We start from the raw sequence: 15,083 nt of genomic DNA on the forward strand, positions 1-15,083 counted from the left end.
CTAAATTGAGCTGGTAACATAATTCCTTTGCAGATCCTGTAAATTACTCTTTCCATAGCTTTACTCTGTTTTCCTAGGAATAAATCTCTACTCAACCCCCAACGCCTTATACACCGCATCTTCAGCGCTATTATAGAAAATTAGATTAAAGCATCCGACAAGTTCTGCGGGAACTGCACCCAAATCTCCTGCCGAGGTTATTGGTAGTAGTACTTTTTTTGCGCCAGAATCCAAACAAACTTGCAGTGCATTAGCAAGTTCATCCACCTTGATGATAGTTCCACTGATGCTGATTTCTCCCAGCACTGCCAGAGAACTTATCGTTTGTTTGTTTAGGGCGATGGAGCTGAGCGCAATCAATGTAGGGAGTGCAAGCTTATTGGTCATTCCAATACCCTGTAAATCCTGATAATTTACAATATAATCCTTAGTGTTTGTGCTTATACTAGCACTGATCCGGTTCCCATTTGCTTTTAAAAAGCTGAAGGCTGTGTTGGAAGCTTCTCGGCATTCCCGATCTGAGCCAAGACCTGTGCGGTCAAACTTTCCATTTCCCAACAGCATCTGAGACTCAAGGCGAAACACTCCAAGCATTCCAGATTTTCCATGAGATATCGTATAAACCTGCCCAGGATTACACGTGCCGTCAGGAATCAGCTTTCCCCCTCCTTGTTCCGGAACAGAGCCATAGTGCTCCTCAAATGTCTCATTATCGATGTATGAGAAATTCACATCATAGAACTCCATCCCTCCAAGCTTTTTCAGTTGCTCCTTCACACGACGGCGCATTTCAAGAGCAATAGACAGAATCTCTTCGATTTGTTCTTTGTCAAATATGCCATCTGGATAAAGAAGTTTCACATAAGCATCCACCATTTTCCGAACTGCAATAGTATCTCGCTGGTTTAAGTTCTTTCCCAAGCGGAAATACTTGTCCAGAGCATCTCCGTACTGCTCTTTCCGAAGCTCACGGAGAAATTCTGACAGATAGTCCGTAATAAAGCCATAATGATCCGTGAAGTGTTCCGGACGAAACTTCGGAATTTCCCATCCAGGAATGTAGCAGTGCATACGATCTAGAAATGCCGTATCTGTGCCCATTTCTGGTGGAAATGGATCAAACAAACTGCTGGTCTTTAGAAGGACGTCTACACTCTGATTGATATTGCCGACAAATACCATAGAAGCAGAGGCTGCCTTCTCCTCTTTTCCACGAGCAAAAGAGCCGGATGCCATATAATCCTTCATGATCTGCACGCCATCTTTATCTTTGAATCGGATGCCGGCCACTTCATCAAATGCCACACAATCCCAGAGACCAACAAGCCCCACCTGCTTCCTAGACATGTTATAAAACAGATTTGCCACTGTTGTCTGTCCACCGGAAACCAGAATACTATTCGGGGATATTTCCTTGAATAGATGGGATTTACCGGTACTTCTCGGGCCAAGCTCACAAAGATTAAAGTTATTTTCAATCAAGGGTAGCATTCTTGTGAGGAGCAGCCACTTTTCCCGATATTGGAGCTCGTCAGGCTCCATGCCAATGGAGCGAAGCAAGACTTCAATCCACTCATCCTTGGTAAATGCTTTTCGGCCAAGTTTCAGTTCATCGATATCCACATGTGGCATCTGAATCGGCGTCAACTTTCGGATATGAATCGGAGTTCCTTTCTTCTCTTCCTCTACAAACTCATAATCCAGCTGTACGATACACCAGATACCGCCACAGAGGAGTCTGTCATATTTTGTAGGGTATTCCTCATCAATGGGAATTCCTTTGAGACCAAGATTCGAAAAATCAGAAACATAGCAGTCATGCTTAATATCCAAATTCACTGTAATCATATCAATCACAGTATGACTACCGCGCTGACGGAGGACGGAAAGAATTTTCTGAACCTCATCCGGACGCACGAAATTATCGGCAAGAATTCTCTTCACATTCTCAACGCCTTCTTCAATCACTCCCGGATCATCAGAGCTGCAATACTGTCCGAGTAGAAACTCCAATACATAGACAGGCACATTCGCTCCTTCTTTGATCTTCTTTGTCAGATCCTTTCTCACAATCTTTCCATCAAAATACTGACGAAGCTTGTTTTTTAGTACAATTCTTTTATCATCTGTCTCTAAAAATTCCGACACGTCTTAGCCTCCGTTCTATTGATTAAAAGCTGAAACCAAAATCATCAGCAAACGCCAAATCCATAATTACAGGATGACGGAAGCTCTCAATTCCAGTTGCATCATCATAAACAACAAGATAATATTGCTTATTCTTGTCGTATTTCTTATTCTTGAATGTAAATCGCATGCGGAAAATTCTCTTCTGCGCATCTACTTCGCGGTTGTCTGCAATATACGTATTCTCATTGGAAATCTTTTCATTATCCTCAGAGATGAAGTACAGTTTATAGGTGGTCTTTTTAATCATATCCGTGACCGCTTCGGACTGAATGAAATCCATGGTTGTAATTAAATTTGTAATCTTCTGGACAATACTAACAAGGGCAATCTGTGCCGGTCTAGTTTCCATATGACCACGTTCCATCTTGATATCCAATACCGGTACAAGCATTTCCTGTGGAGATGACCCACCATGAACAAAGTTTTGTCCTCCTCCAGTAACCTTAAAAACATTGCTACTAACAGGGAAAGAAACAACCTTTGTATCATCATTATCCAAGATCCGCCCCATAGAAAGGCTCTTCACACCCTCGGCTATTAAAGCACTTTTCGCCACAACAAATCGTCGATTGATGAATGCCTGTTTATCACTGATTGTGCTAATCTTGTCACTTTCGCAGAGTTTGTCCCGCTTGTAAATAAACCCATGATCCGATGTCACCACAAAGCGATAGGTATTCGCATTGGTGGAGATTTTACGAATCAACTCCATAATCTCAGCTATCGCTTCCTCACAAGCAACAAACACTTCGTCCTCCGTCGTAGCCTTGTCCCCACGTGCATCGATCTGATTATGATAGACATAGACCAGCTGCTTACCGGTGAAAATGTCACGAAGTTCATTTTTCTTTAGTCCTTTTATTTCATCAAACTGAACGCAGATACTATCTTCCTGATGCTTTTGTAGCACCTTTTGTCTTCCTACTAGATCATTACAAAGTACGTCATCCACTAATACACGGAAGTCGTCTGTCATAACAAGTTTTTGGTGGGGAAGCAAGGCCGCCATACCGAGCCGCGTATAAGAAGGCAATACGGAGAGCTGAACTTCTATTTTGGCAATGCACTTCGGATCATCTATCATCCGTTTAAACAGTTCCTCTCCCACCTCATAACGCATAGCATCCGAAATGATAACAACAGTCCTCTCCTTCGCATACTTTAGATAGTGGTTATAAAAATCACGCTGCAAAGGAATCTCATGAAAAGCATTATTCTCTTCGATTCCTTCATTCCACATGGGCATAATCTTGCCAAGATACTCATTGGTATAGATATTTTCGACTAAATTTCGAAGGCTTTCAAAAGCTCCGGTATCCTCGATCTGATCAAAGTTATAGTAGAATTTTCTGTATTCCTGATCGGTCTTATAATCTTTTTCCCGATACTGCTTAATGATCTCCTTGAACTCATCTGGGCAATTATAATTTGCTGCTAAAAGCAGGTGATATGCACTAAGTAGTAATCGATATATTTTCCTTGTCCGACTTCCAAAGTGCATTTTCATCCGCTTCTCACAGAGCTCCGGTATACCAGTCTGATTGAGCTTTGCACCAGTGTCTTCCGCTATCAGGCGTTCTACAATCCATTTTACCAAAACCTGGTCAGCTGCAATAAAGGTATCTACTTCCGTCAGTTCCTCCGCTTCCATCTCTTTAAATGTTGCCGATATATTCAAGCTATCGGAAACATGCATGGATAATTGATCAAAACGCTCACTGTATAATACGCTGTTCATTAAGCTGTCCAGAAAAGCTATACTATTGCCAGCCTTGTATGAGATAAAAGCCTTCCAACTCTGTGGCACGTTATTACCAAGTTGTCTGGCGGTTTCTGTCACAAACAGGGTAAGAACCAATTTCTCCAAAGTCGGTTTTTCATCAGTATAACCAAATTGCTGCTCGCAAAGCTTCCAGAAAGAATTCTGGAGATCGTATTTTTCCATTTCTAAGAGAGATTTATTCTCTTCCAACGTTCCCTCTGTAAGTACGACGCGTAGCACCTCTTCAAAAGTGCAAGTACGAGTCTTGCAAATTGCACTCAAAAGACCAACTAGAATATTTTCCTCATTAAAATTTTCAATTTCCAAATCATAAAAACGTTGCGTTCTTTCTTTATTAGCAAAGAACTTGATATGCTTTTCGATGATGGGCTTATATTTCTCCTCAATGCCAAGATCTACAGAAAGTAAGGATGCCCGGTCTGCAAAAAAACGCTTGGAGTATAGCAACGTGTCTTCCAAGTGATTATCCTTTACATCCGGCTTAGGAAACGGCGCATAGATCAGGTAGTTCGTACTCGTATCTTCGCGTTCCAGAAAGCGCTTTGTCATAAATTGATTATCAGGCTCTAGCTTATAGACTTTGGCATTATCCAGTTCTATAGCATCAATATCTTCTGCAAACTCAGCCTTATCGTCATACCAGAAAACAAGCTTACGAGTATCCCCCGTAAACTCGGCATTCAATCGGTCAATGATTTGTTTTAGGTTAAGCTCTGCCATATCCGTGTTTCTCCTGTATGATCCAAGATCCCCGTGTTCCGCCGCTTCTCCGAACCAGTCCGCCCTCCATCAGCTTGGCAAAGGCTCTTTGAATCGTAGAGCGGGAAACGCCGATCTCTTCCGCAATCCGTGTCTGCGAGATTTTAGGATTTGCCCGAATGAGTCGCAGGATTTGATCCTCAATCGCTCCACTTTCAGCTTCATTGGCTTCACGATTGGCTTCAGCATTGGCCTCATTGGTATCATGATTCTGATTGTCACGCAGTTCCTTCAGTGCATTGCGTATCATACCCAGCATGAACTCCACAAACTCTGTAGAATCTCCCGCATTGTCTGCCTTCTGCAATACGCGGTAGTACTCTTCCTGATTCTCATGCACCAGAGTTTCCACCGGCAGCCACGCAAACAGGTCATTCCATTTCCGTAGAATCAGCGACTGCCAGAGCCGCCCGGTTCGTCCGTTCCCATCCATAAAGGGATGAATGAATTCAAACTCATAGTGGAAGATACAGCTTTTTACCAGCGGATGGTATTTGGATTCCTTTAGCCAGGCCATCAACTGCGAAATCAGGTCCGGAACATACCTTGCCGGTGTGCCGGCATGAATCAAGCATTCCCCGGCATATACGCCGACATTGCCGCTACGGAATCTCCCGGCCTCTTTTACCAGACCTTCCGTCATCAGCTTATGGGCATAAAGCAGATTCTTGATGCTGTACGGATCAAGCTCAGAAACATGCTCATATGCTTCATACGCATTTTTCACTTCTCGGATATCCTCCGGCGGACCAAGTACACGTTTCCCATTGATTACATCGCTGACCTGATCAAGAGAAAGTGTATTCTGTTCAATCGCCAATGAGGAATAGATGGATTTAATCCGGTTTTCTCTTCGAAGAACTGGATTCCGGTACATAGACTCATATGTTGTGATCGAGCCGACATATTGACCAATCTCAACGATTAAGTTTGTAATTTCTTCCGTCATACGGAAGGGCGGCTGATATGTTTCGCTCATCGTATCTAACCTCATTCCTTCGACATGATATTCTTTGAATCCGCAAGAACCTCGTAGAACTTTTCGTCATTTGCGGTCTGTATTTTACGGTAATTCTTCTTTACACCGTCATCCAGATCCAGTTCAATGCGAGATAGCGCGAGGTGCGCCAGTTTCTCATCGTATTCCCGGCATTCCTTTAGCTGCTTAGTCAGTTTTTCCCGACGCTTTGTTGCCTGCACTACTTCACGGGCATTAGTACTATGGTCAATTATATCCTGCATGCGGCTCATCTCACTCTCGTAGATACGCTGCATACGATGCAGATAGTCGATACGGAGATTACCGATAGTGTCAGCATTATATCGGTGCAAGTAGATTAATGCCTTAAACCCGTTATTTTTTCCGGAATCAAAGAGCCAGTAGATTGGGCGCTTACCGGAGCCAGTCACAGAATAAGTCTGACAATGATCCTTGATGAAATCATTTAGGAAGTAGTTCCTGATGATCTCTCGACTGGAGTCACCTTTATTCCCAAGAGCTTTCGCAATAAAGTCAAGATTATCCTCCAGTTTCTCTTCACCATAAACGACTTTTAGGAATTCACAAAGGCGAGATACAATGTCATCCTCCAAATATTCCTCATCTGTAATCGGAATCACATTGTCACCATCCGGTTTGAACTTCTCGTATTTCTGCTCATCCCATGTGCCTCCGGCATAGGCAAGACCGGCGGTGTCGAGGGAATAACGACCAAACATACAGCCGACGGCATAGGAAAGAAGGGACTTGATATCCCTCTGTAAATCAGCGCGACGAACCGTTACATCCTTGTCTTCGACTTCTGGGGTTAATTCATCCTGTAAGCCGTAGATGTCAATGAAGATGCGGTTTAGTTCTTCTTCGTTTGCTTTGAGCTCTTCAAATCTCCTATCGCATTCATCAGACCAGGCACGGAAGCACGATTCAACCGTTACACTTTCGGCATTCCAATGGCTATGACTTAGTACTTGCTTTGTCAGCGGATGCGATTCAAAATCCCAAGAGGTTTCAAAGGAATCCCAGTCCGCTTTGGCCACCTCAATACACTCATTTACTCGCTCAGATACACTTTTAAAGTAATCGCCATTAATAATGACAGGCACCTTTCCTAAAGGTCCTTCATGAAAATCTAAGGTTGGAGATAGGACGGAAAGGATAGTTGAAACAATTGGCGTATTCGTTAGTCCAAGTAAGTATAGCAACTGTGATTTGTTATTTGGAAAGCATACCGACCCTTTTGTTTCAAACATATGCCCCACTGGGCTATAACGCATAGCTAAATTACCACTTGCTATTGTGGACCAAGTTATTCCTTCCCTAAAATAGAAATCGACATTTTGAGGTCTTGACTTAAGTTTTCCGTTCTTATCATAATTATTCCTTATTTCGAAACCGTCATTCTCCCAATTAACAATATAGTCATTATTTCCATACCATTTTCTATAACTGCCTCCCTTATTGCAGGGAAACCACTTAGCGCCTGATCTCTTCGCATCACTTCGACTTTGATATCCGAATCCAATTCTCCGAATATTTACCTCCGTCCAGAGTCTCAGAAAAGTGTCATTATCACCTGTTGCTAATCCCTGTCGTGGTTTTGCTACATCCGATAGCGCTTGATTTTTGAATACACGTAATAACCGCTCGCTAAACCAATAAGCAATGGGTTCCCCGGGAATCATATCAAAGCACTCGCGTCCGGAGTAAAATCTACTATTCCCTGAAAGGAATAACTGTTCTTTTCCTGATTCTGATGTCGATGTGAGAAGCCGTACATATGTACCTTTATATCCAGAATATGTACTGTTACGCGTAATGAAGGATGTTGTCTGAACAACTTCACCGCTAATCTCGTCAAACGCCCGCGCCCCAAGATGAGACATACAAATAATGTCTGCATTTTCAACACTTAAACGTAGCTTTTCAAAGCTAGATAAAAACATCCATCCATGCTGCGTAATCATAGCTCTGAATCCATGCTTTAGTGTCGTATAGCCACAACATTCGATAAATACGGAATATAAATCTGACTTGCTGTTGGGATATACTTTCCTTAAATAATCGGTTAGCTTTACTGACATACCATTATTTCCCATATACGGCGGATTCGTAATTGTCACATGATATTTTTGCGCCAGCACCTTGCCTTGCGCAATCAACTGTTTCACTTCTTCCGCAGTATCATCCAGTCCAACGGTGTCCATACTCATCTGACCAACCACTTCAATATTGGAAACAAAGCGATCCAGCAACTCCCAATCATACTGATCTACTGTCAGAATAGAGCCATACTCCTTGGCATCCTTAAAAGTATCCAGAAGTCCGTTCATCTGCTCGATGGCGCGCTTCTTTTCTATTTCACGAAAACCCGCACCAAAAAACTTCAGCTGATTTCGGTCTATCCCTTTGCTCTCTTGAATCGAGTACACATTCGGCTTATGTTCCCTGTTTAGAATCCGTCGGTTATACTGCCGTGCTTTCATCATGATAGCAAAGTACGCTAACTGAAAAGCTCGGTCATCAATATCCAATCCGTAGAGATTGTTTTCCAGTATGCTTTCGGCAGCGTCGCGCTGTCCATATCCTGCGCTCTCATATATCTGCATCAGCACATCAAAGGCATAAACCAAGATGTGCCCGCTGCCCATACAGGGATCTATTACTTTGATATCCTCCGGATTTAACTTGGCATACTCTTTCCGAATTTCAGCAAGCTGCGCCTGTACCTCCGACTCCTGCTCCGCTTCTTCCAGATAGTATTTCCACCCGGCTTTCAGCTCATCGTTCGGATGCCCCTCTACCCAAAGACGGCCTAAGCTATTCTCCACCATATAGCGGACAATCCAATCGGGCGTAAAGAGCTGCGTAACCGCGGGCACTTCTTCCTTGCTAATCTTCCCCTTCTTGGAAAAAGCCTCATTTTTCGGCTCGGTATTGTAATACTGGTATAACCAACCGATAATCTCTACCTGACCGCCGCGATTCACATCAAAATACGTTTCCGGTATATCGTGAACCAGATGCCAAAGCACACTGTCCCGGTCAACCACGGAAAGGTTCAGCAAGAGCTCAGTATAATCACTGGTTTTCTCAAACAAAGCAGGCAAGATTTCATTTAAAGCATTGCACTGCTTGATAAACAGCAGACGGAAGGCTTCATCCGTCTTATTTTCTTGCTTCAGGCGAATGATTTCCTGCTGCTCCGCTTGAGTAAAGGACAGTCCCGCGTCGAAGGGATTTGTCACCAAATCTGGCTCTGTTTTGCCGGAATCGGAGGAAAGCACACGGATATGGGACGGCAGATAATCATTGACTTCCATAAAGCGCACAGCAATCAGGCGGTTGAACCAGGTATAGGCAACCTCCTCTAACACGTACTTATATGCAGTCTTATAATTCGTCTCTTTTTCCTTTTTACGAATCAATTCCGCCAATTTCTCTCGCTGTTTCACTTCCGTGCCACTGATGGAATAAGGTTCTGCAGTACCAATATCATAAAACTCGGTTGTTCTAGTGGACTGTGGTAGTGCTTTCTGAATTCCCTCTGCAGTAATGCCCATAAGGCCGGCACGATAACTGATATCTGCGATCAGTTTATTTCTCGCCCAGATGGCAAAGTTTTTTATGGCAGTCTTATTCATTCCTGTACTTTATCCTTCCTTTATGGATTAAAACTCAACATTAACAATATCACTCTCTTCCAATTCTTCCAGTAGAACCTGTCTAAGTTTAGCAAGATACTGGTCTACATCCTGCTCATTCTCTAACCTCCAGGAAGAGGTCCTCGTCATGTTTTTAATTGTCACATTCTTCGTATTCTTCAGGTAAGTAGCTTTTTCTTCTGCTACATGGATTGGAACAGCTCTTCCTTCCTCTTTTGCTTTTTGAGCAGCCTCCTCCGCTTCTTTCTTGGCTATCAACGATTTTTCTTCCGCAATTTGACGGTCAAGCGCATCCATTTCGTTCATGAGGCGAATCTTAAGAGCATCCGCTTTATCTGCAAAACTTCTTAGAGAAGATACATTATTACATTTTTCTGCTCCATCCTGAATTTCTTTAAAGAGGTCTAGATATTTTTTCTTCTTTGACGCAGCATATTCCTTTGTATTCAGAACCTCCAGCACACGTTCTCTTGCATGATGAATAGCATCCAACACAGGTTCTTCTTCCTGCGACAGTATCTTTCCATAAGCCTCATTAAACTGGCTACGAAGCTCCGGAAGCTTCGGAATATTTTGATAGGGTTTGTCTTGTCTTACGATGTGCCGCATGTCAGCAACAATTTTCTCCAAGGCCTCATCCACGATATATGTCTTGCTATCATCGTAAATTGCCAGCATATCCAGTGCTCTGGCAAAGATTTTCTGTTGCTCTCCTGAAAAGAAAATCTTCACCGGCTCAAAATCTTCCGCAAAATCATAGAAGTAATCCTGCTTTTTAGATACTTGCTGGAAAAACTCTAAGGGAGATTGTATCTGCATTACCTCTTCAAGTAAGATCTTTCCGGAGTGCAAAACTTTCTCGCCGGGATAGGTGGCATATTTCTTGTACTCTGGTTCTAGACGGAGAATCTCATTAATCATATTCTGCGCATATTTCTGAAAATTCTTCATGATACTGTCTTCATCTTCTGCACTGCTGGAAACACCAAAGAGTTCCTTCATGATATCGCGGACAGCTTTCTTATCTTTTTCATTTACACGAATTCGCTCTTCCATAAGGAGCTTCTCAACAAATGCTTTTTTCGTGATGAAATCGATCAATTCTTCTTCAGTTTTATTATTCTGGTTAACGCTTACTCCGTTCATAGTAAAGGCAAGATCCCCTCGTTTAAATAGCCTTGCCACAAGCCAATGCACATCGTCTTCCACAAATCCATAAGGAGCCTTCATGAAACGGTCCTTCACCGTCTTCATAGAGGTTTTTATATGTATACGGGTATTCGATGCGATAAATTGTAATACATCATCCAGTGCATGGATGTTTGCTTCTGCGTCATCTAAGCCCAAATTCATCTGGTTAGAAGAATGGAACATCTTTCGAATTTCCATTTCTCCCATAGCAGCCGTAATATACGACAGCTTATTATAAACCGTCTGCACCAGCTTCCCCATCGCTTCCGAAATTCTGGTGGATACTTCCTTTCCAGAAATACGGGGAACATCGCCATTCACATAAATGGTCGCTTCTTTCATGCACTCTGTCAGATAGAGTTTTGCATTGGCATTCCTCTCACGCATTTCTACACGCTTTGCTTCTTTGATGGTTTCGTACTTTGCAAGCTGTGTAGAGGTATTAAGCCGTAGGAATTTCTCAATCTTTAGGTACTGCCGAATTTCCTCCAAGAATGCAGCATCGTTTGGTAGTGACAGCAAGACTTCGTTCTTCTGTCCGGACATCATACGAAGGGTAAGATCATCATTTCCCCCCTCGTACCAGGGTGTCAGGATACGAACACCGATATCATAGTTCTGGCTTGCCTTGTATGGTCTGTCATCTACAGCCTGATTGAAACTAAAGGAATATCGCCCATTGAAGGCTGGATAGCGATATTTTTTATCTGTGAAAATATCTTCAAAGATCATCTCAGATACTTTGTTAATGACTTCCGCTATCTCTACATTCTGGCTGTCAATCTCACGATTAATTTCCTGCTCTTCATCGGTCAGGAAAACATAATTGGAGCCATTCTTCTGCACCAGCATCTGTCGCATAAGAACCTTCAGCGCTTCTTCTACTCTGCTCTTCACAGCAATGCGATCATCATCAATGTTATCGACCATTAAACTGGTAATGTTATCAATGTTAGACTCAATTTCCAGAACATACTTAATCATGAACAAAGTCTTCAGCACATTAATAGCAAAAACATCTTTTTCCTTATGGTCCGGATTGATATAGCTGTTGTCGTAGGCTTTGATGATAACGCCCTTATGGCTGTGATCCAGAAAATTTTCCAATGCATCATAAAACCGATGAAAAGGCACAATTGCTCCTGCCTCTTCATCCTTAAGTGCCATCGCAGATTCTTTAAATAGCGCCAGCATGGAACGCTCTCCTTCAGACAAGTGCTTTCCGGATGCCCCGTGCGTACGAATGGAGGTAAGTACACTTGCCAGCAGGTTGAATTGATACGGAATAAAGGGATAAACTTCTGCAAAGTCTCTATCGCTTCCATACAGCTTCTTCTCTACTCCATCATTAAAGACGATCAAATTTTTGATGATCGTAGCTTTCTGCTCATACAAGAGGCGAAGTGTCTGTGCAGCAGTATCGGTCTTGTCCAGGATTCTTTTCTTGATGACGGTATCGACATTCGCAGAGGACAGAGACAAACGAGTATCAAAGCGTCCCTGAATCTTAGAAAAGTCATTCCCTTTCACTTTGGTGATGGAATCAATATCCTGCTGGCTGGTCACAATGACCCAAGCCTTACCCTTACACTCTTTCCCTAATTCCTCCGTCACGGTCTGAAGATTTAACATAAGCTTGGAATCATCTCCAATGTATTGACCAATTTCATCAACGAGAAATACTACATGGTGATTATTGCCTTTTCGGTCGATATAGGATTTCACACGCTTTGCAAAATCCTCAATACTGATCTGATAATCCCCAATAGCAGCATCACACCAGTTCCAAGCTGCTTTCTCGCTCATGTAGCCCATCTCGATTAAGGTATCAACAACGCCATCCTGCCGAGAAAGGAATTCATGGCGTTCCGAATACCAGTCATGGCCAGTCACTTTTTGGTACGTCTCTTTAAATTCTTCGTATTTTCCATCCTCGCTAAGCTTACGCTCCAAGTCTGCTAAATAGGGAATTGCTCCACAAAAGCCCAGAGAATTATTAAATACCTTTAGGAATACATTTACTATCGCATCTTTATTGGACTTTCCATCAGCCTCGCTCTTCGCGTCAATGTTGAAGATGATGATATCTGCAGGCGTGTTTGCTGCTAATTGCATATCCGCAAGCACCATTGGATCAGAAATCTTTTTATCGTAAAAAAAATAATCGATAGCATGCTTGCTCCCGATGATTTCATTATCCAGAATATACGATAAGATTTTTAGAAAGTGAGATTTACCACTTCCAAAAAAGCCGGAGATCCAGACTCCCATCTTTGTGGTCTCGCCATTAACTCCTTTAGCATATGCAGAAAAGAAATCTGCGAAATGACGCTGCAACTCAGGTGTCACAACATACTCTTCCAACTCTGTCGCAATATTGTTTTTTTCCCCTTGTCCGGCAATTACAACACCTTGGATATCTCTTGTAATAGACTTTTTGAACATCTCTTTAATCTGCATATTGTTACCTCACTTCACCAGTTTGAATGCGCGATAGTAATTATCATCTTTGATCTCATTGAATAGGATTAGTTCCTGCTCAGTATAGGTACCGGGAAAAAATAACACCACTGATGCCTTTAATACGGACTGATGTAGGTTGTTCAAGATTTTATGCGACCGTAAAAGCGGATAACATTTCCCTACTCCAGTCAGAAAAACAACAGCATTCTCCGGTGTTTGCTCAACAATTTTCCGAATCAGAATGCTGTCATCTTCATTCATTTTCATGGATGTAGAAACTGCCCGGATAATATAATCGAATCCGCGCCTTTTTTCGAACCGTCCATAGGAATTTACAAAATCTTTTTCTTCCAAATATTCCATAATCATGTCATAAAGGTCGAAAACAATTAGTTGAAATCCCTCTGTGCCTTTTTCATTTTTCTTCTTCATGTATTCAATACGTTCCCGTACTTCCAATTCTTTTTTCGGATCATAATCAAATACCCAGAAATTGACTTCGTTTGCCCGGCCACTATTTTCACGGAAAGTCTGCTTACGAATGGCAAGTTCCATCTTATCTAACCTTTCTTCAAGTCCTGCCATCATCTTACCCCCATAATTGCCTTTAGCTGATACATCATCCCCTGCTCTTTCATCCAGCCTTCCATTGCAGGATCAGGCAATGGTTTATATATTTCCCGGATATCCTTCGCTTTATTCGTTACACCAGCTTCAAAAAGCATAGATTTGTATGTTACCATCAGCTTCTTGATTGTTGCCTCTGTCCATTTGGCAACTTTATCGTCTTGTTGCTGTTTGTCCTTAAAGAAAATCCGCAAATCACTGTCTGCCAATTCGTTACTACCAATAATCATCTTCTCACGAACCAGCTCATAAACCAGATCCCCAAATAGAACATCGTAAGTCATGGCAGCGACCAAGGCAAATAATTTCTGAGATGCCAGATCGCATGCATCAAAAATAGGATAGAAACTATCATCTAGGCTTTTCACCCTAGCGGATACTGTATTAAAGATCTGAGTTGCACGCAGTTTTGTGGGCGCACCAAAGATGTTCTCATTTTCATTTAACTGCTTTATTTCTTCCCAGGTCTTTCCCTCCAGGCGAAGAGAAACTACCTTACGGAATTCCATAAACCAAAAAGCATGTTTTACAGCACCGGCACTGTAATCCTTTCTATTCATTTTCAATAACTCCATTCTTCATTATAAGGAATTGGTTGTCCAATTATCCGGGCTTGGTTTAAAATCAGGATAATAATTGATTTAAAAGCAATCTTGATATCTTTAATTACTAACTGTTTAAATAAGCTTTCAAAGAAAGCTCAAAATGCCTATACTTTCAATTTTGAATACATATAAATGATGTAAGTCATTCGGAGTTGATTGTACCATAAAGTGATTGTTATTTCATAGAAATGTGTAGCTGGTAGCTAATGAATTGCTACCATTATTCTTGAATTTTGCACAAAAGACTTTTTGATTATTAATTTATATACTTTTTATACTATCATTATCTTTTTTATGACGACGAATATATCATTACTAATATAATCTTTAATAGTATCAGCCCATTGCCCTGTTCGCATCCTGCCTGTAGCAAGTTTTGTGTTCATCTTGAATTCCTCCCTGAGATAGGGTGCAAAGTGGAAAAAGTGCGTTCAACTTTTCACACTTTTCACGATTATTTCAATTTTTGTGAAGAGAAAAAAGATGACAGGTTATTTACCATTTACATTATTCCGGCGTTTGAGAGCCACTGAAGCCGATACTCAGAGCTACCAAATCCGAGTGGCAGAGCCATGCGGAATCAAATGTCATTCAGATGTTCAGAGCCATATCCTACAATAAATTTACGGCAATTGTGCCGGACCCATTGAAAGGAGGACTCAGAATATCCAAAGAAAAACAAATTTTGCAATGCTGTGATTCCGGTTTCAGCCAGAGGAAAGCGGCCGATACTCTCGGCATATCACGAGACACCGTTTCTGCAGTAGTTGCAGCTGCAAAAAGGCAGCACATCAGTGCCCAAG

At 42.1% G+C, this 15,083-nt stretch carries 7 protein-coding genes; all 7 read right to left on the bottom strand.

Translation table 11 applies throughout. The features are described 5' to 3' along the window. Positions 1–87: 87 nt before the first annotated feature. Genes brxL through HMPREF9625_RS09245 form a run of 7 tightly spaced genes read right to left on the bottom strand, consistent with a single transcriptional unit; the run spans position 88 to position 14,235 of the window. The gene (brxL, locus tag HMPREF9625_RS09215) at positions 88–2,148 is read right to left on the bottom strand and encodes a protease Lon-related BREX system protein BrxL (protein ID WP_009534422.1); all 2,061 of its coding nucleotides are present in this window, start codon (positions 2,146–2,148) and stop codon (positions 88–90) included. Positions 2,149–2,170: 22 nt separating this feature from the next. Then, a complete protein-coding gene (pglZ, locus tag HMPREF9625_RS09220; RefSeq protein ID WP_009534423.1) occupies positions 2,171–4,693 on the bottom strand; it encodes a BREX-1 system phosphatase PglZ type A in 2,523 nt (840 codons plus the stop codon). Then, on the bottom strand, positions 4,680–5,711 hold the full coding sequence (locus HMPREF9625_RS09225) for a Fic family protein (RefSeq protein WP_009534424.1): 1,032 nt from the start codon (positions 5,709–5,711) through the stop codon (positions 4,680–4,682). Before HMPREF9625_RS09225 ends, pglZ begins: the two co-directional genes overlap by 14 nt. Positions 5,712–5,722: 11 nt before the next feature. Next, positions 5,723–9,373 (bottom strand): BREX-1 system adenine-specific DNA-methyltransferase PglX, encoded by a 3,651-nt coding sequence (gene pglX, locus HMPREF9625_RS09230; protein ID WP_009534425.1) that lies wholly within the window; start codon positions 9,371–9,373, stop codon positions 5,723–5,725. Between the two features lie 27 nt (positions 9,374–9,400). Next, positions 9,401–13,045: a BREX system P-loop protein BrxC gene (brxC, locus tag HMPREF9625_RS09235; protein WP_009534426.1), complete on the bottom strand. Its 3,645-nt coding sequence runs from the start codon at positions 13,043–13,045 to the stop codon at positions 9,401–9,403. A 9-nt stretch (positions 13,046–13,054) separates the two neighbouring features. Continuing rightward, a complete protein-coding gene (locus HMPREF9625_RS09240) occupies positions 13,055–13,636 on the bottom strand; it encodes a DUF1788 domain-containing protein (protein WP_009534427.1) in 582 nt (193 codons plus the stop codon). Next, a complete protein-coding gene (locus HMPREF9625_RS09245; protein WP_009534428.1) occupies positions 13,633–14,235 on the bottom strand; it encodes a DUF1819 family protein in 603 nt (200 codons plus the stop codon). Before HMPREF9625_RS09245 ends, HMPREF9625_RS09240 begins: the two co-directional genes overlap by 4 nt. Between the last annotated feature and the right edge of the window lie 848 nt (positions 14,236–15,083).

Source organism: Oribacterium parvum ACB1 (assembly GCF_000238055.2).
GTDB classification, from domain to species: domain Bacteria; phylum Bacillota; class Clostridia; order Lachnospirales; family Lachnospiraceae; genus Oribacterium; species Oribacterium parvum.

Bases quoted from the DNA above. Each gene is read 5' to 3' on its own strand.
- pglZ (WP_009534423.1), bottom strand. From the start codon at position 4,693: ATGGCAGAGCTTAACCTAAAACAAATCATTGACCGATTGAATGCCGAG.
- HMPREF9625_RS09245 (WP_009534428.1), bottom strand. From the start codon at position 14,235: ATGAATAGAAAGGATTACAGTGCCGGTGCTGTAAAACATGCTTTTTGG.
- HMPREF9625_RS09240 (WP_009534427.1), bottom strand. From the start codon at position 13,636: ATGATGGCAGGACTTGAAGAAAGGTTAGATAAGATGGAACTTGCCATT.
- HMPREF9625_RS09225 (WP_009534424.1), bottom strand. From the start codon at position 5,711: ATGAGCGAAACATATCAGCCGCCCTTCCGTATGACGGAAGAAATTACA.
- brxC (WP_009534426.1), bottom strand. From the start codon at position 13,045: ATGCAGATTAAAGAGATGTTCAAAAAGTCTATTACAAGAGATATCCAA.
- pglX (WP_009534425.1), bottom strand. From the start codon at position 9,373: ATGAATAAGACTGCCATAAAAAACTTTGCCATCTGGGCGAGAAATAAA.